The sequence below is a fragment of the Streptomyces sp. LX-29 genome, assembly GCF_029541745.1.
Classification (GTDB): Bacteria; Actinomycetota; Actinomycetes; order Streptomycetales; family Streptomycetaceae; genus Streptomyces.
Window position 1 is genome coordinate 2,061,709 of the sequence record NZ_CP089746.1, and the last position, 23,415, is coordinate 2,085,123.

The 23,415-nt window shown below is 73.9% G+C and carries 15 protein-coding genes; 4 read left to right on the top strand and 11 right to left on the bottom strand.

Annotated features, from left to right (window positions below):
- Positions 1 to 54: 54 nt before the first annotated feature.
- The 3 genes from LRS74_RS08735 to rimP form a co-directional block, all read right to left on the bottom strand.
- Complete coding sequence (locus LRS74_RS08735; RefSeq protein WP_277740474.1) at positions 55 to 351, bottom strand: YlxR family RNase P modulator; 297 nt, start codon at positions 349 to 351, stop codon at positions 55 to 57.
- Positions 352 to 768: 417 nt separating this feature from the next.
- Positions 769 to 1,773 carry a transcription termination factor NusA gene (gene nusA, locus LRS74_RS08740; RefSeq protein ID WP_277740475.1) on the bottom strand — a complete coding sequence of 335 codons (1,005 nt, stop codon included), beginning with the start codon at positions 1,771 to 1,773 and terminating at the stop codon, positions 769 to 771.
- A 2-nt stretch (positions 1,774 to 1,775) separates the two neighbouring features.
- The gene (gene rimP / locus LRS74_RS08745; protein WP_277740476.1) at positions 1,776 to 2,363 is read right to left on the bottom strand and encodes a ribosome maturation factor RimP; all 588 of its coding nucleotides are present in this window, start codon (positions 2,361 to 2,363) and stop codon (positions 1,776 to 1,778) included.
- A gap of 570 nt (positions 2,364 to 2,933) precedes the next feature.
- Between rimP and LRS74_RS08750 the strand changes: the two genes are divergently transcribed.
- The 3 genes from LRS74_RS08750 (at position 2,934) to LRS74_RS08760 (ending at position 5,614) form a co-directional block, all read left to right on the top strand.
- Positions 2,934 to 3,482 (top strand): hypothetical protein, encoded by a 549-nt coding sequence (locus LRS74_RS08750; protein ID WP_277740477.1) that lies wholly within the window; start codon positions 2,934 to 2,936, stop codon positions 3,480 to 3,482.
- A 553-nt stretch (positions 3,483 to 4,035) separates the two neighbouring features.
- Positions 4,036 to 4,545: a ferritin-like domain-containing protein gene (locus tag LRS74_RS08755; RefSeq protein ID WP_277740478.1), complete on the top strand. Its 510-nt coding sequence runs from the start codon at positions 4,036 to 4,038 to the stop codon at positions 4,543 to 4,545.
- A 124-nt stretch (positions 4,546 to 4,669) separates the two neighbouring features.
- Positions 4,670 to 5,614, top strand: coding sequence for an aminoglycoside phosphotransferase family protein (locus tag LRS74_RS08760; RefSeq protein WP_277740479.1), 945 nt, complete (start codon positions 4,670 to 4,672; stop codon positions 5,612 to 5,614).
- Positions 5,615 to 5,910: 296 nt separating this feature from the next.
- Here LRS74_RS08760 and LRS74_RS08765 read toward each other — a convergent pair whose 3' ends face one another.
- The 7 genes from LRS74_RS08765 to LRS74_RS08795 all read right to left on the bottom strand — a co-directional run bounded on the left by LRS74_RS08765 (position 5,911) and on the right by LRS74_RS08795 (position 16,212).
- Complete coding sequence (locus LRS74_RS08765; RefSeq protein WP_277740480.1) at positions 5,911 to 7,611, bottom strand: proline--tRNA ligase; 1,701 nt, start codon at positions 7,609 to 7,611, stop codon at positions 5,911 to 5,913.
- A gap of 160 nt (positions 7,612 to 7,771) precedes the next feature.
- Positions 7,772 to 8,311 carry a GNAT family N-acetyltransferase gene (locus LRS74_RS08770; protein WP_277740481.1) on the bottom strand — a complete coding sequence of 180 codons (540 nt, stop codon included), beginning with the start codon at positions 8,309 to 8,311 and terminating at the stop codon, positions 7,772 to 7,774.
- Positions 8,312 to 8,416: 105 nt separating this feature from the next.
- On the bottom strand, positions 8,417 to 9,259 hold the full coding sequence (locus LRS74_RS08775; RefSeq protein WP_277740482.1) for a GNAT family N-acetyltransferase: 843 nt from the start codon (positions 9,257 to 9,259) through the stop codon (positions 8,417 to 8,419).
- A 462-nt stretch (positions 9,260 to 9,721) separates the two neighbouring features.
- Positions 9,722 to 10,879 carry a flavodoxin-dependent (E)-4-hydroxy-3-methylbut-2-enyl-diphosphate synthase gene (gene ispG, locus LRS74_RS08780; RefSeq protein WP_277740483.1) on the bottom strand — a complete coding sequence of 386 codons (1,158 nt, stop codon included), beginning with the start codon at positions 10,877 to 10,879 and terminating at the stop codon, positions 9,722 to 9,724.
- A gap of 176 nt (positions 10,880 to 11,055) precedes the next feature.
- Positions 11,056 to 12,360 (bottom strand): site-2 protease family protein, encoded by a 1,305-nt coding sequence (locus tag LRS74_RS08785; protein WP_277740484.1) that lies wholly within the window; start codon positions 12,358 to 12,360, stop codon positions 11,056 to 11,058.
- Positions 12,357 to 13,676: a 1-deoxy-D-xylulose-5-phosphate reductoisomerase gene (gene dxr, locus LRS74_RS08790; protein WP_277740485.1), complete on the bottom strand. Its 1,320-nt coding sequence runs from the start codon at positions 13,674 to 13,676 to the stop codon at positions 12,357 to 12,359. The genes LRS74_RS08785 and dxr overlap by 4 nt, the downstream gene beginning before the upstream one ends.
- A gap of 571 nt (positions 13,677 to 14,247) precedes the next feature.
- On the bottom strand, positions 14,248 to 16,212 hold the full coding sequence (locus LRS74_RS08795) for an acyl-CoA dehydrogenase family protein (RefSeq protein WP_277740486.1): 1,965 nt from the start codon (positions 16,210 to 16,212) through the stop codon (positions 14,248 to 14,250).
- Between the two features lie 774 nt (positions 16,213 to 16,986).
- Here LRS74_RS08795 and LRS74_RS08800 point away from each other — a divergent pair.
- Positions 16,987 to 21,546 (top strand): CHAT domain-containing protein, encoded by a 4,560-nt coding sequence (locus LRS74_RS08800; protein WP_277740487.1) that lies wholly within the window; start codon positions 16,987 to 16,989, stop codon positions 21,544 to 21,546.
- A gap of 117 nt (positions 21,547 to 21,663) precedes the next feature.
- Here the strand turns inward: LRS74_RS08800 and LRS74_RS08805 are convergent, their stop codons facing one another.
- A complete protein-coding gene (locus tag LRS74_RS08805) occupies positions 21,664 to 23,109 on the bottom strand; it encodes an aldehyde dehydrogenase family protein (protein ID WP_277740488.1) in 1,446 nt (481 codons plus the stop codon).
- Positions 23,110 to 23,415: the final 306 nt, after the last annotated feature.

Below are 23,415 nucleotides of genomic sequence, written 5' to 3' on the forward strand. Positions count from 1 at the left end.
GACTCGCGAGGTACCTGACCGCACGGTGTGCCGTGCCGTTCTTCTTCCTGCTTCTTACGGTGTTGCCTGCTCTGCCCGAGCAGACTGCTCGACGTACCGGCGCAAGGCCGTGGTGTCGAGCGGCCCCGGCCCCCTGAAGGCCCGAGGCAGTGCCCGGCGGCGGACCGCCAGATCGAGGCAGACCAGTGCGGGATGCACATAGGCACCCCGGCCGGGCAGCGTACCGCGCCGGTCGGGGACGCAGGCGTCCTCGATCACCACGGTCCGCAGCAGATCGCCCTTAGCCGCTCGCTCCCGGCATCCCACACAGGTTCGCTCAGGGCATGCGCGGATGCGCGTCCGGCCAGACACTGTTTAAGTCTACCTCCCCGCGCCGACCTCACCCCTTCGGGGCAGCGATCGAACGGTTACTCGTTCTCAACTGATTGTCGAGTGGTTTTCCGGCGCCACGGCCGGAAACCGGCCATCGCGCGCGACGGTGGGGATCCGGCCACCCCCTCGGCGGGGGCGGCGATGGAAACCGGCCACTCGTCCGGGCGGGGCCGTGCGGTCCGGTGCCCGGCTGTTGCCCCGTGTGGTCTTCACCCAAACGGGTAGCGCGGACGCCGTCGACGGTGCAACGCGCGGAACCGGCTCCCGTGCGCCGCGCGAGCCGGCCCCCGGCCCGCGAACCGATCCCGTCCCCGCTCGGCGAGCGGAACGGAACCGGGCCGGTGCCGGGACGGCGGCCTCGCGACCCAACGTTCCGACACCGGCCCGTCCGGCGTGTCAGCCCTGCCCGGCCGGCTGCTGCTCGGTGTCCGGGCGGATGTCGATCCGCCAGCCGGTCAGTCGCGCGGCGAGTCGGGCGTTCTGCCCCTCCTTGCCGATGGCCAGCGACAGCTGGTAGTCGGGGACGGTCACCCGCGCGGAGCGCGCGGCCAGGTCCACGACCTCGACCTTACTCACTCGGGCCGGAGACAGCGCGTTGGCCACCAGCTCGGCCGGGTCGTCCGACCAGTCGACGATGTCGATCTTCTCGCCGTGCAGCTCGGCCATGACGTTGCGCACCCGGCCGCCCATGGGGCCGATGCAGGCGCCCTTGGCGTTCAGGCCGGAGCGGGTGGAACGCACCGCGATCTTGGTCCGGTGGCCGGCCTCGCGGGCGATGGCGGAGATCTCCACCGAGCCGTCCGCGATCTCCGGCACCTCCAGGGCGAAGAGCTTCTTCACCAGGTTGGGGTGGGTGCGCGACAGGGTCACCGACGGACCGCGCACGCCCTTGACCACCCGAACGACGTACGTCCGCAGCCGCGTGCCGTGGGCGTAGTCCTCGCCGGGGACCTGCTCCTGCACCGGCAGGATGGCCTCCAGCCTGCCGATGTCGACCAGGACGTTCTTCGGGTCCTTGCCCTGCTGCACGATGCCGGAGACGACGTCGCCCTCACGGCCCGCGTACTCACCGAAGGTGATCTCCTCCTCGGCGTCCCGCAGCCGCTGCAGGATGACCTGCTTCGCGGTCGTCGCGGCGATCCGGCCGAACCCCGACGGGGTGTCGTCGAACTCGCGCGGCTCCTCGCCCTCCGGCAGGTCCTCGAGGTCCTCCGGGTTCTCCTTCGCCCACACCGTGACGTGGCCGGTTTCGCGGTCCAGCACCACGCGGGCCCGCCGACGGCTTCCCTCGGTGCGGTGGTAGGCGATGAGGAGGGCCGACTCGATCGCCTCGACCAGCAGGTCGAACGAGATCTCCTTCTCCCGTACCAGACCCCGCAGGGCACTCATATCGATGTCCACGGCTACGCCTCCTCCTTGCTCTCGTCGTTCTCGCCGGCGGCAGCCTGGTCCGCGTCGTCGTCCAGGTCCTCGTCGGCGTCCGCGTCCACGGGCGCGCTCGCGGAGGCGGCGGCCGGCTTGCGGTTGAATTCGATCTCCACCCGGGCCTTGGCGATCTCGGCGAAGGCCAGCCTGCGGGCGGTGGGCTTGCGCCCCTTCACGCCGGGCACTTCGAGGTCCACGCCCTCGTCGTCCACGGAGATGACACGCGCGACCAGCTCGCCGCCCTCCACCAGCTGCGCCTTGATCAGCCGACCGGTGGCGCGGCGGTAGTGCCGCCGCTCGGTCAGCGGGCGGTCGGCACCGGGAGAGGTGACCTCAAGGGTGTACGGGGCGCCGCCCATGGCGTCGCTCTCGTCGAGAGCCTGGGAGACCTCACGGCTCAGCTCGGCACACTCGTCCAGCTGCACACCGGCGTCCGAATCCACCACGATCCGCAGCACCCGCCGCTTGCCCGCCGGGGTCACCTCGACCTCTTCCAGATCCAGGTCTCGCGCGGCGACCAGCGGTTCCAGCAGTCCGCGCAGCCTCTCGCTCTGGGTGGTGCTCATCCGGGTGACTCCTCGGCCGCGTGTGCTGTTGTGGGAAGGTCGCGTGTCGGGTCAAAGCCTATCCGCTCCGGCGCCGGACTGACGATTCGGCTGCGTACGGGTGGCCCCGGCGGCCCGTCAGGCCGTCGGCACGGCCGACGGTTGACCGCGCGATCCGGTCACCGGGCGGCGCGATTCGGCTGCTCGCGGCGGGTCGCGGACGGTTGCGGCGGGGGCGCCACAGCGGGCGCTTCGGTGCTGGGTACGCTCACCTGCGGTGATCATCGCACTGGAGCGCCCGGTTCCGCGCCGGAGACACCCCGGGCGGCCGACCCGCGTGGGAGGGACCGGCGGAGGCCCGAGGCGATCCGGGAGGAGCGGGCGAGACCGGGGCGAGCCGGGAAGGGCCGTGCCCGGTACCGGAGTCACCGAGAAACCGGCACACCGCCGGACGCTGGGAAGACGCTGAGAACCGCCGGAAACACACCGGGAAGCCGGGAAACGCCGAGAACGCCGAGATCGCACCGAGTACGCCAAGTACGCCGATGACGCCGAGAAACGAAGACACTGGGAACGCCGGGAATGAGGAACGTGGGGCTCACGACGCATCAGCGGGACCCTGTGGGCCCGCGCAGACGACACCTGCTGCTGGTCGGCGGCGCGGCCGGCGCCGCCGCACTGCTGGCGGGCTGCTCCGAGACGCCGGCCCGGTCCGACGACGCGCCCGCCGAGAGCCCGGCCGCCATCCGGCTGCGCGAGCGCGCCCACCGCGACTCGGCCACGCTGCTCGCCCGCTATGACGCGACCGCCAAGGCGCACCCGGCCCTCGCGGAGCGGCTGCGCCCGCTGCGCGAGGAGACCGCACGCCATGTGGCGGCCTTCGCCGCGCGGCCGGATACCGCCTCCCCCGCACCCGGCTCTCCCTCCGCGCGGGCGGGCGCCGGGAGGAAGCCGGCCGCCGCCCCGGAGGTGCCGAAGGACGGCCGCGCCGCCCTGACCGAGCTGGCGCGCGCCGAGCGGCTCACCGCGGACGAGCGCACCCGCGCCCTCGTCGACGCCCCCGGCGAACTCGCCCGTCTGCTGGCCTCCGTGGCCGCCTGCGGCGCCGCCCACGCCTTCCTCCTCTCGAAGGACGACTGATGCGGCGGCCGACGTACGAGACACGGCCGGCACCGCCGGGCGGGTCGCCGCGGGGCGGGCCCACGCCCAGGGCGACCGGCCCGGTCGCCGTCGCGGGCCGGGCCACCGCCCAGGCCATCGCCGCGGGCCGTGCGGCCGGCGGTTGCCGGACGGTTGGCGGTTGTCGGGCGGCTGGCGGTTGTCGGACGGCTGGCGGTTGTCGGACGGTTGACGGTTGCCGGACGGTTGGCGGTTGTCGGGCGGGCGGCGGCACCGATGCCGCCACGGTCGGGCTCCTCGCAGACCCGCCCTTCGCGCCTGCTCGGGCCACCCGCCGGGCCCTCCGGGCCCGAACCGTCGACCGCGGGCCGGCCACGGACCCCGCTGCCGCGGCCCGGACCACCGCACGCCCGGTCGCGGTCGACCGAACAGCCGTCAGCCGGACGGCCGTCGACCGGACGGCCGGCTGCCGCGCGGGCCGGCGAGCGGTCCGGGGCGTGAAGGGCGGCCCGGGGTGCCGGGGCGTCGTAGAGCAGTCGGCCGTGGGCCGGACCGTCGGAGAGGGGACGCTGAGATGACCATCGGAGGGGTCCCGGCGAGGGCTGGGCGCGCGGCGCGCGCGGCCGCGTTGAAGGCCGTACAGGCCGCGCTGGCGGCCGAGCACGCGGCGGTCTACGGCTACGGCGTCGTGGGCGGCCGGATCGGCGACGACCGGCTCGACGAGGCGCGCGAGGGGTACGCGGCCCATCGGGCGCGGCGGGACGCGCTGGAGCGCACCGTACGGAAGCTGGGCGCCACCCCGGTCAGCGCCGCGGCCGCGTACGCGCTGCCCTTCCCGGTGCCGGACGCGGCGGCGGCGGTGCGGTTCGCGGCGGAGCTGGAGCAGCGGGTGTCGGGCGCGTACGCGGACCTCGTGCGGGCCGCGGACGGCGCGCTGCGACGCGAGGCGGCGGGCGCGCTGCGCGAAGCGGCGGTCCGCTCGGTTCGCTGGCGCGGCGGCGGCGTAGCCTTCCCTGGGCTGGCCGAGCGCACCGCGTCGAAGGGCCCGGCCACTCCGGCGCGCAGCAAGGCCGACGCCCGCTGAACGACCGTGGCGCACGCCGGGACACCCCGGCCCCGCCGGTCGCCCGTCAGGCACCGGGTAGCCGACGACCGACAGCTGAATGACCGACGACGACGATGAAGACGATGAAGGGGACTGCTCAGGAATGGCAGCAGCACCGCAGCCCGGCGGCCGGGACACGGCCCCCATCACACCGCCGCAGCGGCTGCTGAATGCGCTGAGCGACATCTCCGAGGGCCCGGTGCGGGCCTGGCTGGACGCGCTGCCCGCCACCGTCGAACGACAGTTGGCGGACTGGGAGCTGACGCTGGAGCGGGTCCAGGTCCCCGGCGGCCTGGGCAGCCTGGTCGCGCTCGTGCGGCAGGCCGACGGGACCCCCGCGGCACTGAAGTTCCCGGTGCCGGGGCCCGCCGCGCGGTACGAGGCGGCGGCCCTGGAGCACTGGGACGGCTGGGGCGCGGTGCGACTGCTGCGCGCCGACGCCGAGTCGGGCGCGCTGCTGCTGGAGCGGCTGCGCGCCTCCGTGACGCTGCGTTCGCTGGCGGAGGCGAAGGCGATGCTGGAGGCGGCCGGCACGGTGCGGCGGCTGTGGGTGCCGCCGGCCGACGACCATCCGTTCTCCACGCTCGTCGAGCGGACGGAGGCGGACGCGGACGCGCTGCGCGCCCTGGAGGCGCGGGGTTCGGCCGCCGACGCCGGGCCGCTTCTGGAGGAGGCCCTGACCCTGCGCGCCGAGTTGGCCGCGTCCACGCCCGAACAGGTGCTGCTGCACGGCGACTTCCGGCAGGGCAAGGTGCTCGCCGGCGAGCGGGCGCCCTGGCTCGCGGTCGGGCCGAAGCCGGTGGTCGGCGAGCACGCCTACGACCTCGCGCGGCTGGTACTCGACCGCTACGAGGACCTGGCCGCGGGCTCCGGCCCCGCGGCCGCCACCCGACGCCGCGTCACCCGGCTCGCCGACTCCCTGGACGTCGACCGCGACCGCCTCCGCGGCTGGGCCCTCTACCGCGCGGTCGAAGAAGGGCTCCGCGCGATGGCCGCCGGCGAGCGTCGGCGCGGCGAGCTGCTCCTGGAGTTCGCGGGCTGGCTGTAGCCGCCCGCCGCGCGGGGCACCGCGGAAGCGCCGGCCCGCGCGGCAGGATCTGCGGGGGTGCCGGGTGCGGTGGACCCCCGCGTACGGGCGCACACCGCGCGGGCGTGTCCTCGGACGCGGCCCCGCGCGGTGCTCGGATATCCGGGTGCGTCCGGCGAGCCCCCAGGTCCCGGCGCGCCGCACGGTCCCGGCGGGCCCGCCGAGTCGGGCGGCTCGCAGGATCGGGCGGCTCGCCGGGTTCCGAACGGCCCGCCCGGCCGGGTGCCTGCCGACGCGGATGGCCGGCGGGTCGGGCGTCAGGCCGTGAGTCGGCCGACGGCCTCCTCGACCGGGAGGTCCTGACGCTCGCCGGTGCGGCGGTCCTTGAGCTCGACGAGGCCGTCCTTGGCCCCCCGGCCCACGATGAGGATGGTGGGCACGCCGATGAGCTCCGCGTCGGTGAACTTGACCCCGGGAGAGACGCCCGCGCGGTCGTCGACCATGACCCGCACTCCGGCCGCGCCGAGCCTCTCGGCGATGTCCAGGGCGAGTTCGGTCTGCAGTGCCTTGCCCGCCGCGACGATGTGCACGTCGGCGGGTGCGACCTCGCGCGGCCAGCACAGACCGGCCTCGTCGTGGGTCTGCTCGGCCAGGGCGGCCACCGCGCGGGAGACGCCGATGCCGTAGGAGCCCATGGTGACGCGGACCGGCTTGCCCTCCTGGCCCAGGACGTCGAGCTGGAAGGTGTCGGTGTACTTGCGGCCGAGCTGGAAGATGTGGCCGATCTCGATCGCCCGGTCGAGCGCGATGCCGGCGCCGCAGTTCGGGCAGGGGTCGCCGGGCTCGACCACGACGACGTCCAGGTACCGGTCGACCTGGAAGTCCCGGCCGCAGACGACGTTCCTGGCGTGCGTGTCGGGCTTGTTGGCGCCGGTCACCCAGGCGGTGCCGGGGGCGACGCGCGGATCGGCGAGGTAGCGGAAGGCGGTGCCGGCCATGCCCTGCGGACCGACGTAGCCCCGGACGAGATCGGGCCGGTCGGTGAAGTCCTCGGCGGTGACCAGTTCCACCACCGCGGGCGCCAGATGCTCGGCCAGCTTGCCGAGGTCGACCTCGCGGTCCCCGGGCACGCCGATCGCGGTGATCTCGCCGTCGACCTTGACCAGGAGGTTCTTGAGGGTGGCGGAGGCGGGGACGCCCAGGTGCTCGGCGAGGGTCTCGATGGTCGGGGTGTCCGGGGTGTCCAGTTCCTCGACCGGGCCGTGCTCCACGCCCTCGACCGGCGGCACGGTGACCGTCACGGCCTCCGTGTTGGCGGCGTAGTCGCAGTTCGGGCAGTCGACGAAGGTGTCCTCGCCGGCCGCGGCCGGGGCCAGGAACTCCTCCGACGCCGAGCCGCCCATCGCGCCCGAGACCGCCGAGACGACGCGGTAGTCGAGGCCCAGCCGGGCGAAGATCCGCTGGTACGCCTCGCGGTGCAGCCGGTAGGACTCGGCCAGCCCCGCGTCGTCGGTGTCGAAGGAGTACGAGTCCTTCATCTGGAACTCGCGTCCCCGCAGCACGCCGGAGCGCGGCCGCGCCTCGTCCCGGTACTTCGTCTGGATCTGGTAGAGGATCACCGGCAGGTCCTTGTAGGACGTGCACTGGTCCTTGACCGTCTGGGTGAAGATCTCCTCGTGGGTGGGTCCGAGCAGGTAGTCGGCGCCCTTGCGGTCCTTGAGCCGGAAGAGCAGGTCGCCGTACTCGTCCCAGCGGCCGCTCGCCTCGTACGCCTCACGCGGCAGCAGCGCCGGCAGCAGCACCTCCTGGGCGCCGATCGCGTCCATCTCCTCGCGCACCACACGGGAGACGTTCTCCAGCACCTTCTTGCCGAGCGGCAGCCAGGTCCACACGCCCGCGGAGGAGCGACGCACATAGCCGGCGCGCACCAGCAGCTTGTGGCTGGCGGTCTCGGCGTCGGCCGGGTCGTCCCGCAGCGTCTTCAGCATCATCCTGGACATGCGCTGGACGTGGACCATGATCTTCTCCTGCGGCGTGGCTGGTGGCGCTGTGCGCTCGTGCGACGGGGACGTGCGAGAGGTTAGCTCCGGCGGTCGGCATCGGGGAAATGAGTTGTGCCCCGCCGAACGGGTCGTGCATGCATTCCTGCCTGCTGAACGGCCTCGGGTCGGTGGTGCCCTAGAGGTGGCGGTGCAGCGGCAGCCAGGCTCCCATCACCGCGTAGGGGCTGGGCGCGCTGGGGAAGACCACCGCGCGAGCGAGGTCCCGGTAGCCGAGGCTTCGGTACAGGGCGCGCGCCGGGGACTCCGTGTCGATCGCCGAGAGGATGGAGCGCGGCTCGCTGGCGCCGTCGGTGATCGTCGTGATGAGGGATCGGCCGATCCCCCGGTTCTGGTACGCCGGGTGCACATGCAGCTCCGTGATCACGAACGAGTCGCTCAGCCAGTCCTCGAATCCGGTGGCGCGCAGATACGGTTCGACGACCGTGGACCACCAGTGCGTGCGATCGTTGGGCATGCCGTACACGAAGCCGACGAGGCGGCCGGTGTCGGTGGTGGCGCCCAGTGCGCGCGCCCCGGGGCTGGTGAGATGGCGCAGCACGATGTGGCGTCGTACGCCGACCTCCTCCTCCGTGAGGCCGAAGGCGAGCGCCTGCACGGCGAGGGCGTCGTCCACCCGTGCGGCGAGATCGAGTGGCCCGACGACGACGTCATCCATGGCGGCACCCTACTGGGCCGCGACCGGCCGTGGATCGGAACAGCGCGCCGGGGGAGGACGGGGGGCAGGACGGGAATGAGGGCGGGGTGAGGAGGCGCGGGCGGCTCAGAAGAGCACGCTCATGAACGCCCCGACCTCCGCGAAGCCGACGCGGCGGTAGGCGGCGCGGGCGGCGGTGTTGAAGTCGTTGACGTACAGGCTGGCGACCGGGGCGACCTCGCGCAGCGCGTAGCCGAGGACCGCCGCCATGCCGATCTCCGACAGCCCGCGGCCGCGGTACTCGGGAGCCACCCACACGCCCTGGATCTGGCACGCCTGAGGGGTGGCGGCGCCGATCTCGGCCTTGAAGACGACCTGGCCGTTCTCGACCCGGGCGAAGGAGCGGCCGGCGCCGACCAGCTCGGCGACCCGCGCCTGGTAGAGCAGCCCGCCGTCACCGGCGAGCGGGGAGACCCCGACCTCCTCGGTGAACATGGCCACGCACGCCGGCATGATCAGGTCCATCTCGTCCTTGCGGATGCGGCGCACCAGGGGGTCGGGGGCGACATCGGCGGGCATCGAGGTGGTGACCATCAGCGGCTGGTGCGAGCGGACCTCGCGGGCGGGGCCCCAGCTCGGTTCGAGCAGCGACCACAGCTCGGCGGTGGCCTCGGCGGGGCCGACGATGGAGGAGCAGCGCCGGCCGGAGCGGCGGGCGCGCTCCGCGAAGGCGTGCACGGCCTCGGAGGTGGCGCAGATGGGGACGAGGTTGGCGCCGGCGTAGCAGAGTGATTCCAGTCGGCCGCCGCTGTACCAGCCCCACATCTCGCCGCCGAGCCGCCACGGGTCGAGTCCGGCCGCCTGGACGCGGGCGGTCACGAAGGCGTTGGAGACCGGGTCGCGGTCGAGGACCGCGAGCGCGGCGTCGAGCTCGCCGGGCTCCAGCACCCTGGTGGTGGTCGTCAGCACGTGTCGGTCTGCCTCACCGTTGCGGGGCCACGGGGGCCGGGGGACTCGATCTCACGAACTGTACCTCGGGCGTTTGCGCGGGTGCCCGGCGCGTATGGGACGTTCGCGGAGCCGTGTGTGCGGGGCCGGGGCTGTGCGTGGGGGGCCGGGGACGGGGCCTCCGGGTCAGGGGTCCGGGACCGTATATTTACGGGCAAGTAACCCAACACGCGGCGCTCTCGCTCTTTGCCCACAAATATACGGAAGCGTCCCGGACCTCCCTGCCCCTGCGGCCCCGCCCCCTCCCGCCGTCTCCCGGCTGGCCGAGGACGGGGGGAGGCCGCCCTGGTTCCTGCCGAGTTCCGTCGTCTGGCGGTCTCGCCCGCTGCCGTCCGTCGCCTGGCGGCTCTTGGTGCCTGCCCTGGTCCCGCTGACTTCCGTCGTCTGGCGGCCGGGCCCCTGTCGGGTGGGTGGCTCTGGCGTTCAGCCGGCTACGGAGACCTGAGGCTCGCCCGAGGGGATGCCGTCCTGCTCCATCTGCTCGGCGAGCTTCATGGCCTCTTCGATGAGGGTCTCGACGATCTTCGACTCGGGCACCGTCTTGATCACCTCGCCCTTCACGAAGATCTGCCCCTTACCGTTGCCCGAGGCCACCCCGAGGTCGGCCTCCCGAGCCTCGCCGGGACCGTTCACCACACAGCCCATCACCGCGACCCGCAGCGGCACCTCCATGCCCTCCAGACCCGCCGTCACCTGATCGGCCAGCTTGTAGACATCCACCTGGGCCCGGCCACAGGACGGGCAGGAGACGATCTCCAGACGGCGCTGGCGCAGGTTGAGCGACTCCAGGATCTGGATGCCGACCTTGACCTCCTCCGCCGGCGGGGCGGAGAGGGAGACGCGGATGGTGTCGCCGATGCCCTCCGAGAGCAGGGCACCGAAGGCCACCGCGGACTTGATGGTGCCCTGGAAGGCGGGGCCCGCCTCGGTGACGCCCAGGTGGAGCGGGTAGTCGCACTGGGCGGCGAGCTGCCGGTAGGCGTTGACCATGACCACCGGGTCGTTGTGCTTGACGGAGATCTTGATGTCCCTGAAGCCGTGCTCCTCGAACAGCGAGCACTCCCACAGCGCCGACTCCACCAGCGCCTCCGGGGTGGCCTTGCCGTACTTGGCCAGCAGCCGCTTGTCGAGAGAGCCGGCGTTGACACCGATACGGATCGGGACACCGGCGTCGGACGCCGCCTTCGCGATCTCCTTCACCTTGTCGTCGAACTGCCGGATATTGCCCGGATTGACCCGCACCGCCGCACAACCGGCGTCGATCGCCGCGAACACGTACTTCGGCTGGAAGTGGATATCCGCGATCACCGGGATCTGCGACTTCCTCGCGATCACCGACAACGCCTCCGCGTCATCCTGCGACGGACACGCCACCCGCACGATCTGACAACCCGAGGCCGTCAACTCCGCGATCTGCTGCAACGTCGCACCGATGTCCGCCGTCACCGTCGTCGTCATGGACTGCACCGACACCGGCGCGTCCCCACCCACCGCCACCGACCCGACCTGGATCTTGCGGCTCACACGGCGGTCGGCGAGCTTGGTCGGTACGGAAGGCATTCCGAGCGAAATCGCGGTCATGTTGCGGCAACCCCAAGGTATGGATCAAGGTCCCGAGATCGGCGGGCTCCAGGGTTCGAGGTTACGGCACCGCCAGACCGCCGAGCACATCGCGCCCCCGCCCCCGAACACACGTCGGCGGCCGGGCGTGCATGCCACCCGGCCGCCGTATGTCCTTCCGGTGAAGGGCGTGTGCGTCAGCTGATCCGTACCGGATTCACCACATCCGCTATCAGCACCAGGAGGGTGAAGCAGATGAAGATCCCGGCGACGACATAGGCGACCGGCATGAGCTTGGCCACGTCGAAGGGTCCGGGGTCGGGCCGCCGCACCAGCCGTGCCACATGCCGGCGGATCGACTCCCACACCGCGCCCGCGATGTGCCCGCCGTCCAGCGGCAGCAGCGGCAGCATGTTGAACAGGAAGAGGGAGAGGTTGAAGCCCGCCAGCAGGAAGAGCATCATCGCGACCTGCTGGGAGGCCGGGATGTCCAGCTGCGGGATCTCGCCGCCGACCCGTGCCGCGCCGACGACGCCCATCGGGGAGTCCGCCTTGCGCTCCCCGCCGCCGAAGGCCGCGTCCCACAGGTCGGGGACCTTGGAGGGGAGAGAGATCAGCGAGTCGACGCCGTCCTCGACCATGGTGCCCATGCGGTCGACGGACTCGCCGAAGGACTGCTTGACGACGCCGTTGGCCGGGGCGAAGCCGAGGAAGCCCGCCTTGATGTAGCTGCCCTCGACGTAGCCGCCCCTGCCGTCGGTCTTGGCCACCTCGTTCTGGATGAGGTTGGCGTGCAGCTCCTTGCGCTCGCCGTCGCGCTCGACGGTGATCGTGGCCGGGCCGATGGTCTTGCGGATGTTCTGCTGGAGGGTGGACCAGTCGGGGGTCGGGTGCCCGTTGAAGGCGACGATCTTGTCGCCGGCGCGCAGCCCGGCTGCCTTGGCCGGGGAGTCCTTGGCACCCGCGGGGCACTTGTCGGTGTCCTTGGCGGAGGCCGCGACCACGCACTTGTTGACCGAGCCGACCGTTGTCGTCTGCGTGTTGATCCCGAAGGTCGTCATCACGCCGAGGAAGATCACGACGGCCAGCACCAGGTTCATGAACGGGCCGGCGAACATCACGATGACGCGCTTCCACGGCTTGCGCGTGTAGAACAGCCGGGTCTCGTCGCCGGGCTTGAGCTCTTCGTAGGCGGCTGACCTGGCGTCCTCGATCATGCCGCGCCACGGCGAGGTGGAGCGCGCGACGATCTTGCCGTCGTCGCCGGGCGGGAACATCCCGATCATCCGGATGTAGCCGCCGAGCGGGATGGCCTTGATCCCGTACTCCGTCTCGCCCTTCCGCCGGGAGAAGATCGTCGGCCCGAAGCCGACCATGTACTGCGGCACCCGGATGCCGAAGAGCTTGGCCGTGGAGAGGTGGCCGAGCTCGTGCCAGGCGATGGAGAACAGAAGTCCGAGGACGAATACGACTATGCCGAGGACGGTCATCAGTGCCGTCATACGCGAGCCTCCGGGGTCGACGTGGCCTTCGCCGCACGAGCGGCCAGTTCACGGGCGCGGGCGCGGGCCCACGTCTCCGCTTCCAGGACGTCCGCGACGGTCAGCCGGGTTCCCGTGGCGGGTGTCCCGCTCTGCTGCGCTCCGCCTTGGCTCATGTTCACGACTCCGGATGCCAGACCCTCGGCCACCACTTCCGCGACCGTATCGACAATGCCATTGAAGGGCAGCTTGCGCGCCAGGAACGCGTCGACACACTCCTCGTTCGCGGCGTTGAAGACGGCAGGCGCGGTCCCGCCCAGGGTCCCCACGTGCCGGGCCAGGCCGACCGAGGGGAACGCCTCGTCGTCGAGCGGGAAGAACTCCCAGCTCGCGGCCTTGGTCCAGTCGCAGCCGGGGGCCGCGTCCGCGACCCGCTCCGGCCAGCCGAGACCCAGGGCGATCGGCATCCGCATGTCGGGCGGGCTCACCTGGGCGAGCGTGGAGCCGTCGGTGAACTCGACCATCGAGTGGATGTAGGACTGCGGGTGGACGACGACCTCGATGCGGTCGAAGGGGATGTCGAAGAGCAGGTGCGCCTCGATCACCTCCAGGCCCTTGTTGACCAGCGTCGCGGAGTTGATCGTGACGACCGGGCCCATGGCCCAGGTGGGGTGCGCCAGCGCCTGCTCGGGGGTGACCTGGGTCAGCTCGTGCTTCGACCGGCCTCTGAACGGGCCGCCGGAGGCGGTGACCACCAGCTTGCGGACCTCCCGGCGGGTGCCGCCCAGCAGCGCCTGGAAGAGCGCGGAGTGCTCGGAGTCGACCGGCACGATCTGGCCGGGCTTGGCGACCGCCTTGACCAGCGGCCCACCGACGATCAGCGACTCCTTGTTGGCCAGCACCAACACCCGGCCCGCCTCCAGGGCGGCCAGAGTGGGGGCGAGGCCGATGGAGCCGGTGATGCCGTTGAGCACGGAGTGGCACGGGGAGGCGGCCAGCTCGGTGGCGGCGTCGGGCCCGGCCAGGATCTCGGGCAGCGGCTCGCCGGTCCCGTACGCGGCGGCCAGTGCCTCCCGCAGTGCGGGCACCTTGTCCGCCTGGGAGACCGCGACGGTGCCCACCCGAAGCTTGCGGGCCTGCTCCGCGAGCAGCTCGACCCGGCCGCCGGCGGCGGAGAGTGCGGTCACGCGGAAGCGGTCGGGGTTGCGCAGCACCACGTCGATGGCCTGGGTGCCGATCGATCCGGTGGAGCCCAGGATCACGATGTCGCGGGGGGCTCCGTCGGCGGCGGTGGCCGCCGGGAAGCGGAGGTGCGGGTCAGCCAGGGAGTCCGTCATCCCCCCATTGTGTCCGGTCGCGCTGGTGGCTCGAGCAAGGGCACCCCCGGGGTCCGCGTTGTCGGGCCGGCCGCCGGGAGTCCGGCGACCGGCCCCACACACCGACGAGTGAGCCGAGACCCTGAGACCACGTACGCGATCCGCCCCCGCGCGGCCCGCCTCACGAGCACCGCCACCTCACGGCTGCGAACGCACTCCCACCCCGCACGCACCGGCGAGTGAGCCGAAGGGCGCGCGACCGCCGAAACGGAGAGCCCCGCCACCTCACGGCCCCGCGCGTACTCCGGCCCCGCACGCACCGGCGAGTGAGCCGAAGGGCGCGCGGCTGCCGAAAGGGAGAGCGCGCGGAGCCTGTGAGGAACGAGCAGGCGAGCACGGTCGACTGTCGGCAGTCGCTTAAGGCGCCCGGAGGCGAACCGAGCCCCCAGAAAAGGGGGCGCACGGTCGACTGTCGGCAGTCGCTTAAGGCGCCCGGAGGCGAACCGAGCCCCCAGAAAGGGGGGCGCACGGTCGACGTCGGCAGCCGCTGAGAGCGCCCGGAGGCGAACCGAGCCCTCAGAAAAAAGGGCGCTCAGCGGAACGGGCGGTGCACGTTGTCCTTTCGGGACGGGCCGGGGGTGGCGTCGGCGATCCAGGGGCCGTCGTCGCTGGGATCGAGGACGCCCTCCTCCAGCCACCCGTAGGAGCCGGACATCACACCGGCGACGATCGAGCGATCGAGGTCGTCGGTGTTGGTCCACAGTCGCGCGAACAGCTCGTCCGCGCGGATCCGGGCCTGTCGGCAGAAGACGTCCGCGAGCTGGTACGCCTCCGTGCCGTGGTCGCCCTCGCCGCGCAGCTTCTCGGCCCGTACGCAGGCGGCGCTCATCGCGAACAGTTCGGCGCCGATGTCCACGATGCGGCCGAGGAAGCCCTGTTTGGTCTCCATCCGGCCCTGCCAGCGCGACATGGCGTAGAAGGTGGAGCGGGCGAGCTTGCGGGCGGAGCGCTCGACGTAGCGCAGATGGCCGGAGAGGTCGCGGTGGCCGGCCGGGTTGAACTCGGCGTACGCGCGGGGCAGCTGGCCGGGGCCGGTGACCAGGCCCGGCAGCCAGCGTGCGTAGAAGCCGCCGGCCTTGGCGGCCGCTCGGCGCTTCTCCGCGAACGACTTGTCGGGGTCGATCAGATCGCCGGCGACGGACAGATGGGCGTCGACGGCCTCCCGGGCGATCAGCAGGTGCATGATCTCGGTGGAACCCTCGAAGATCCGGTTGATGCGCATGTCGCGCAGCATCTGCTCGGCCGGGACGGCTCGCTCGCCTCGGGCGGCCAGCGAGGCGGCGGTCTCGAAGCCGCGCCCACCGCGGATCTGCACCAGCTCGTCCGCCATCCGCCAGGCCTGCTCGCTGCCGTACAGCTTGGCCAGCGCGGCCTCGATGCGGATGTCGTTGCGGTCCTCGTCGGCCATCTGGGAGGCGAGGTCGAGGACGGCCTCCAGCGCGAAGGTGGTCGCCGCGATGAAGGAGATCTTGGCGCCGACGGCCTCGTGTCGGGCGATCGGCTTGCCCCACTGCTCACGGGCGGCCGACCACTCGCGGGCGATCTTCAGGCACCACTTGCCGGCGCCCGCGCACATGGCGGGCAGGGAGAGCCGGCCGGTGTTGAGGGTGGTCAGCGCGATCTTCAGGCCGGCGCCCTCGGGCCCGATGCGGTTGGCCGCGGGGACCTTGACCCGGTGGAACCGGGTGACGCCGTTCTCGAGGCCGCGCAGCCCCATGAAGGCGTTGCGGTTCTCCACCGTGACGCCTTCGGAGTCCGCCTCGACGACGAAGGCGGTGATGCCGCCCCGGTGGCCCTCGGAGCTGGGCACCCGCGCCATGACCACCAGCAGGTCGGCGACCACGCCGTTGGTCGTCCACAGCTTCACGCCGTCCAGGACGTAGCCGTCGTCGCCGTCGGGGACGGCCACCGTGGCCAGCCGGGCCGGGTCCGAGCCGACGTCCGGCTCGGTCAGCAGGAAGGCCGAGATGTCGGTGCGAGCGCAGCGCGGGAGGTAGGTCTCCTTCTGCTCCTGTGTGCCGAACTGCTTGAGCGGCTGCGGTACGCCGATCGACTGGTGCGCGGAGAGCAGCGCGCCGATGGCGGGGCTGACGGAGCCGACCAGGGCGAGCGCCTTGTTGTAGTACACCTGGGTGAGCCCCAGGCCACCGTACTTGGTGTCGATCTTCATCCCGAGGGCGCCGAGCTCCTTGAGCCCCTCGATGGTCTCGTCCGGGATCCGCGCCTCGTGCTCGATCCGCACCGGGTCGATCCGGGTCTCGCAGAAGTCCCGCAGCTTGGCGAGGAACTCCTCGCCGCGCCGGACGTCGTCGGGGGCGGGGCTCGGGTGCGGGTGGATCAGGTCGAGCCGGAAGCGGCCGAGGAACAGCTCCTTGGCGAAGCTCGGCTTCCGCCACGCCTGCTCCCGGGCGGCCTCGGCGACCTGGCGCGCCTCACGCTCGGAGACGCTGCGTACGGGAGGTACGGGGGTGTCTTCGGGGATCGTACGAGCGGTCATGAGGCTCACCTCGCCGCGGAGTCGGGGTAGTTGGGCCGGTCATCTACCGACCGGTGCTACTGCTGCGTATGTACCCGATACGGGAATTGTGTACCAGCCCTCGCGGCGCCGCGCTGCGGGACGGGGCCGCCCTCGGACACTCACCGGGGGCTCTCGGGCCCCTCGGTTGTCCGGAACGCTACGGCCGTTTCGACCAGAAGTCCGATTCGCCCACCCAGGCGGCCGACTGCTGCCACACTCGCCCGGGGACGACACTCCGTGCCGTGCAGGGGGGTGCTGCGCATGGCGAGACACTGGCCTGGTTTCAAGGCGTCCGGTCGCCACGGACGCCGACGGAAGGCGGAGCGCGGACGGCTGGATGCCGCCGTACGGCACTCCGAGCCACCCGGCCGCGGGGACCCGGGCGCCCGGGGACCGGAACCGTTCGCGCCGCTGGGCGACGGCGGTGGTGAGGGCGGGGCGACGGGCGCCGGGGCGGGCTGGTCAGCGAGCCCGTCAGCGCTGGGCACGGGGTGCGACGCGGGCTCGGATGCGGGGTGCGACACGCTGGGCGCCGGGGGTCTCGGGGGCGCGGAGCAGGGTCCCGCGTGCCTTTTCTCCGCGGCTGGGCCGTTCGAGCGGGATTCCCCGACTGGGCCGTTCGAGCGGGTCTCCCCGGCTGGGCCGTTCGAGCGAGCGGCCCCTCACGTCGAGCCCGGGTACCCGCTTCAGCCCCCTGCCCCGCCCCCCGTCACCGAGCCCGTGGCCCACTCGGGCGGGCCCGCTGAGCCGTTCGTGTGGACCGAGCCTCGCGGGGACGGCGGGTACGGCCCCTCCGGCGGGCGGGAACAGTCCGGGGAGGGCGTCGCCGAGCGGAGCGTCGCCAGGCCGCCGCGCGGCGCGGGGGCGGAACCGGTACCGGCCGGCGTCCAGCTCGCCCAGGCTGTGGCGGGCGGCGGGGCGGAGTTCGTCACCGTGAGCGATGGGGTCGGGTCCCGGGCCGGGCCCGGTTCCGGATCGGTGTCCGAGTCGGCGTCGGTGTCGGGCTCGGAGTCAGGGTCGGCCGTCGTGGCGGCGATCGATCCGGCCCTGGCCGTCGGTGGGGTCGATCCCGCCGATCCGCTGGGCTCGGCCGATCGGCTGCGGGCGGCGTACGCGCGGTCCGGGGATCCGCGGTTGCTGTCTCTGGCGGTCCGTATGGGGCGGCTGGCGGTGGGGCTGTACGGACAGCGGGCGCAGAACACGGCGCCATGGCCTTTGCACCGTCGCGAGGGCGAGAGCGCGATGGCGGACCATCCCTTGCGCGTCCTGAGTCTGACCCTGTTGGGGACGCTGCTGCGGTTGAGCTATCGGGGCGACGGGGCCCCGGAGACGCTCGCGGAGGCGGTGGACGCCGGGCGGGCGGCGGTCGCCGCGACCACCCCGGAGGACACCGGCTACAGCCGGCATCTGGGCGGCCTGGCGGACTCCCTCCAGGAGGTGTTCGAGCGCACCGGCGACATGGCGGCGGTGGACGAGGCCATCGCGCTGTACCGACGCTGCCTGGCGGTGTGCCCGTCCAGGACGCCGGGCTACGCCCGACTGCAGTCCGAGCTGGCCCGCGCGCTGCTGCGCCGGACCCGCCGGGAGCCGGACCCGACGCTGCTGGACGAGGCGGTGCTGTTGTGTCGTTCGGCCGTGCGCGGCACGCCGGCCGGGCGGCCGCAGCACCCGCTGCGCCTGGCCGACCTGGGCTCGGCGCTGCTGCGGTACGCCACGGCGACCTCGCACCGTGCCGCGCTCGAGGAGGCCGTCGCGGTCCACCAGCGGGCGCTGGCCGCGCTGCCGGCCGGCCATCCGGCGGGCGAGCGGATCCGGGCGGAGCTGGGTCGGTGCGCGCGGGTGCGCCAAGCGATCGAGGCAGGGCGAGGCCGCGCGGTGCCTCCGGGGGCTGGCGCGCCGGGTGCCCCGCGGCCCGGGCCGGCGGTGGCGTGGGCCGGCGAACTGGCGCGGGCCGCGTCGCACCTGGCGGCGTACGAGCGGTCCCGGAGCCTGCCCGACCTGGAACGGGCCATCGGCGGGTTCGAGTCCGTGCTGCGCTCCCCCGCGGAGAGCCCGATCCGCGGGGCGGCGGCCGACGGCCTGGGTACGGCCCTCTGGTCGCGGTACACCCGAGGCGGCGACCAACGCGATCTGGATCAGGCGATCGCCCTGTTCCGGGAGGCGCTGGCGATGCTGCCGCCGGAGACCGCGGAGGCGCACGGCGCGAACGCGAACCTGTCCGGGGCACTCTGGGTCCGCTGGCTGCGCACCCGCGACGGCGAGGACCTCACCGGCTCCGTGGGCCTCGCCCGCGCCGTGCTCCTCGGCACCGCGGTGGACGATCCGCGCCGCTCCGGCCGGCTGCTGTGCCTCGGCACCGGCCTGCGCGCCGTCCACCAGCACTTCGGCGACCCGGCCGCGCTCGTCGACGCCGTGCGCACCCTCCGCCAGGCCGTCGCCGCGGCCCCGGACGACGGCGACGCCCGGGCCCGCTCCCGCGCCGAACTGGCCGAGGCGCTCCGGCTGTGGGCGCGGACGGCGGCGGTCCCCGGCCGGCACGGCCACGAGCACGGCCCCCACGCCGCGACGCCCCACGGTGGAGCCCCCGCCGCGGACTGGCCGGGCGGCACGGGGAGTGTCGGTGGCGTCCGGGGCGGGAGCGGCGTCGGGGGCGGTGGGGCGCGCCCGACGGGCGACCGCGGGCCGACCGGGGTCCCCGGAACCGGCCCGCCGGGGGCGTCCGCCCCAGCCTGGGGCGGACGACGCCCGACCGGAGGAGGACCGCAGGGCGCGGCCGGGTGGCGACCGGCCGGCTCGGGCGGGGGCTGGCCGGAGCACCCGGCCGGGGACGGATCGGACCACCCCTCCGGGCGCGGACCGGACCACCCGGCCGGGCCGGCCGGATCAGACGAGGCGGCCGGGGGCGGGTCGGACGACACGGCCGGGGGCGGATCGCGGGTCGCGGCCGCGCTGGCGGAGGCGGTGGACCTGGGCCGAGCCGCGCTGGCGCTGACGCCGCCGGACCAGACGGTGTACCCGTATCTGGAGGCCGGCCTGAGCCGCAGCCTGTCGCAGCGGTACCGCGCCGGCGGTGACCCGTACGACCTGGCGGAGGCGGCCGCGGCCGCGCGGCGCGCGGTGGAGGCCACGGCGCCGGGTCACCCGCACCGGCCGGAGCGGCTCACCGCGTTCATCGGGGTCCTGCGGCTGGTGTACGAGGCGCGGCGGGACGGCCAGGCGCTCGGGGCGCTGCTGCGGGTGGCCGAGGAGGCCGCGCGCACGGTGCCCGTCGGGCATGCGCTGCGCGCCGCGGCGGTGTGCGCGTACGCCGACGCGCTGGCGGTCAAGGGCGCCGTCGAGCACGACCTGGACGCGACCCTCGGCGCGGAGTCCGGCTACCGGGAGGTCGCCGAGGACGCCCTGGCCGCGATCGGCGAACGGGTGGCGGCCGCGCGGAGCTGGGCCGAGTGCGCGTACGCCGTCGGGGGCGCGGAGCGCGCGATGCGCGCGTACGAACTGGCCGTGGAGTTGCTGCCGCGCATGGCCGCGCGCCGCGCGGAGCCGGAGCGTGCCTTGGCGAGGCCGTCGCCCCGGGTAGACCGGCCGAACCCGGCGCGCCCGGCGGAGCCGATGAACCGGGCGGACCCGATGAAGCGAGTGGCCCCGACGAACCGGGCGGGCCCGGCCGGGCTCGCCTCGCGGGCCGCCGCCTGCGCCATCGAGCTGGGCGACCCGTGGCGCGCCGTACAACTGCTGGAGCTGGGCCGCGGGGTGACGCTGGCCCACGCGCTGGACGCGCCCACCCCACTCGCCGACCTGTGGGAGAGCCACCCCGGGCTCGCCCATCGACTGCTGCGGCTACGGGAGGCGTTGGACCGGCCGGCGGAGCCGGACGGCCCTGGCCTCGCGGGCTGTGCCGGGGGGCTGGAGAACGGTGGCCCGGGGGCGGCGGCGCGACTGGAGGATCGACACGCGCTGGTCGAGGAGTGGGCGCGGCTGACGGACCGCATCCGTCGGACACCGGGCTTCGCGGGATTCCAACGCCCGCCCGATATAGTCGAGTTGCGGGCGACGGCGGAGCGCCTGGGCGGCCCGGCGGTGATCGTGAACGTCAGCGAGACGCGCTGCGACGCCCTGCTGCTGGACGGCGGCGAACCGCGGATCGTGCCGCTGCCCGGGCTGCTCCTGTCCGAACTGCTCGATCGGTCCGCGGACTTCGCGGCCGCCGTGCGCGCCGAGGCCGAGGAGGAGGTCTTCGGGGTTCTGGAGTGGCTGTGGGAGGCGGTGGCCGAGCCGGTGCTGACCGCCCTCGGGCTCACCGGTCGACAGCAGCGCAGGCCGTCGCGCCGGGAGCGGGGCGTGGAGCGTCCCCTGCCGCGGCTGTGGTGGATCCCGACCGGCCCGCTGACCGCGCTGCCGCTGCACGCGGCCGGGCGTCGCGCCGCCCCCGGCGTCCGCGCCGACGGTGTGCTGGACCGCGCGGTCTCCTCGTACGCGCCCACGCTGGGCGCCCTCGCCCACACCCCCGCCGCGGCGCCGCGACCGGCTTCCGGCGGTGGCGAGGTGGAGCCGCTGGTCATCGCCGTGCCGGGCGGGACGAGCGGAAGAGGCGAAGTCGGCCGGATGGGCGAGGCGTACGGGATGACCGCGCCGGAGAGGTCGGCTGGCTCGGTACGGTCGGCCGTCTCCGGCGGCACGGGTGTGGCCGGGGTGCCGAGCGTCTCGGGGGTGACCGGGGGCACGATGTCGGACCCCTCGCGCCGGCCGGGCCTCCCCCGGGTGCGGCGGGAGGCCGCCGCGCTCACCGGGCGACTCCCCGGCACCCGGGTGCTGACCGGCGAGCGAGCGCGGCGCGAGGTCGTCCTGGAGACCCTGTACCGGCACCGCTGGGTGCACTTCGCCTGCCGCGCGGTCAGCGATCCGGACGATCCGTCGGCCGGCCGGGTGCTGCTCTACGGAGAGGAGGCGAGCGGTGGCCACCACCCGCGGCCGCTGGCCGTCGCCGACATCGCCCGGCTGCGGCTGGGCGACGAGGCGGAGCTGGCCTTCGTGTCGGCCTGCGAGACCGCGCGGACGGGCGAGGCACCGGGCGCGGAGCCGCTGCATCTGACCGGGGCGTTGCGGCTGGCCGGATACGCGCACGTGGTCGGCACCCTGTGGGTGGCGGACGACGCGGTCGCCGCGGGCCTGGCCGACGACTTCTACGCGGCGCTCGGCGAACCGGCGTCGGCGCAGAACGCGGCGCGCGCCCTGCACCGGGCGGTGCGGGGCGCGCGTGAGGCCCATCCGACGGCGCCCACGCGATGGGCGGCGCACATCCACGTGGGCGCCTGACGGACGACGGACGAGCGAACCCCGGCCGTACGACGCCGAAGCGGCGCCGTACGACCGGGGTTCGGTCCTGAAATCGGACCTGGGGGTCGGACTCGGGGGTCGGACCCGGGGGTCGGACTACAGCTCGATGCCGGTGACGACCATGACCCGCTCGTAGGTGTAGTCGTCCATGGCGTAGCGCACGCCCTCGCGGCCCACACCGGACTGCTTGGCGCCGCCGTACGGCATCTGGTCGGCGCGGTAGGACGGGACATCACCGATGATCACGCCGCCGACCTCCAGCGCGCGGTGGGCGCGGAAGGCGGTCTGCAGGTCACGGGTGAAGACGCCGGCCTGGAGGCCGTACTTGGAGTCGTTGACGGCGTCGAAGGCCGCGGCCTCCCCGTCCACCTTGGTAACGGTCAGCACCGGGCCGAAGACCTCCTCGCGGGCGATGGTCACCTCGCCCGGCACCTCGGCCAGCACGGTCGGCGCGTAGGCGGCGCCGTCCCGCTTGCCGCCGGTGAGCACCTTGGCGCCCGCGTCCACGGCCTCGTCGACCCAGGACTCGACGCGCTTGGCGGCGTCCTCGCTGACCAGCGGGCCGACATCGGTGGTGTCGTCCGACGGGTCGCCGGTCACCTGCGCCTCGACGGCCGCGACGATCTTCGGGACGAGCCGGTCGTAGACCGAGGCGTCGGCGATGACCCGCTGCACCGAGATGCAGGACTGGCCGCCCTGGTAGTTGGAGAAGGTGGCGATGCGGCCGGCCGCCCAGTCGAGGTCCGCCTCGGAGGAGAAGTCGGGCAGCACGACGGCGGCGCCGTTGCCGCCCAGCTCCAGGGTGCAGTGCTTGCGCGGCACCGAGTTCATGATCGCGTAGCCGACGGTGTCGGAACCAGTGAAGGAGATCACCGGCAGCCGCTCGTCCTGCACCAGCGCCGGCATCCGGTCGTTCGGCACCGGCAGCACGGACCAGGAGCCGGCCGGCAGCTCGGTCTCGGCCAGCAGCTCGCCGAGGATCAGCGCGGACAGCGGGGTGGCCGGCGCCGGCTTGAGGATGATCGGGGCGCCGACGGCGATCGCCGGGGCGACCTTGTGGGCGCACAGGTTCAGCGGGAAGTTGAACGGCGCGATGCCCAGCACGACGCCGCGCGGGAAGCGGCGGGTCAGCGCGAGCCGGCCGACGCCGCCCGCGTCGGTGTCCAGGCGCTGCGCCTCGCCGCCGTTGTAGCGGCGGGCCTCCTCGGCCGCGAAGCGGAACACGGAGACGGCACGGCCGACCTCGCCGCGCGCCCACTTCATGGGCTTGCCGTTCTCGGCGGAGATCAGCAGCGCGATCTCCTCGGTGCGCTCGGCCAGTCGCTTGGACACGTGGTCGAGCGCGGCCGCCCGTACGTGCGCGGGCGTCGCGGCGAACTCGTCCCGCGCGGCGAAGGCCGCGGCCACGGCCTCCTCGACCTGGGCCTCCGTGGGGACGCTCACCGCGCCGACGAGACGACCGTCCCAGGGGGACGTGACGTCGAAGGTGTCCTCGCCGGTCGCCTTACGGCCGGCGAGCCAGAACGCGTGGGTGGTAGTCACAGCGGATCCCGGCCCTTCCGAAGTGGTGGGTTGGTGCGGTTGGCTCTCACCCTCCACCGTAGGGGCGCCGCGCCCGAACGGCGTTTGTCCGGCAAGGAGCAGTCGACCGCGCCGGCACACCGCTATGGCGTGCGCCCGCCACGCGACGCGGCGCGGGACGCCGCGAGGGACGGGGGTTGGTGGCCGCCGTGGGGGACGGGGGCGGGGTGCGGCGCGGGATGGGGGCGACGGTGCGGGGTGGGGGCGGCGGTGTGGGTGGGGCGGGGCCCGGACGCAGCGCGGCGTGAGGGGTGAGGTCTGGCCCGG

Bases quoted from the DNA above. Each gene is read 5' to 3' on its own strand.
- rimP (WP_277740476.1), bottom strand. From the start codon at position 2,363: ATGAGCACCACCCAGAGCGAGAGGCTGCGCGGACTGCTGGAACCGCTG.
- LRS74_RS08770 (WP_277740481.1), bottom strand. From the start codon at position 8,311: ATGGATGACGTCGTCGTCGGGCCACTCGATCTCGCCGCACGGGTGGAC.
- LRS74_RS08785 (WP_277740484.1), bottom strand. From the start codon at position 12,360: ATGACGGCACTGATGACCGTCCTCGGCATAGTCGTATTCGTCCTCGGA.
- ispG (WP_277740483.1), bottom strand. From the start codon at position 10,879: ATGACCGCGATTTCGCTCGGAATGCCTTCCGTACCGACCAAGCTCGCC.
- LRS74_RS08760 (WP_277740479.1), top strand. From the start codon at position 4,670: ATGGCAGCAGCACCGCAGCCCGGCGGCCGGGACACGGCCCCCATCACA.
- dxr (WP_277740485.1), bottom strand. From the start codon at position 13,676: ATGACGGACTCCCTGGCTGACCCGCACCTCCGCTTCCCGGCGGCCACC.
- LRS74_RS08795 (WP_277740486.1), bottom strand. From the start codon at position 16,212: ATGACCGCTCGTACGATCCCCGAAGACACCCCCGTACCTCCCGTACGC.
- LRS74_RS08755 (WP_277740478.1), top strand. From the start codon at position 4,036: ATGACCATCGGAGGGGTCCCGGCGAGGGCTGGGCGCGCGGCGCGCGCG.
- LRS74_RS08765 (WP_277740480.1), bottom strand. From the start codon at position 7,611: ATGGTCCACGTCCAGCGCATGTCCAGGATGATGCTGAAGACGCTGCGG.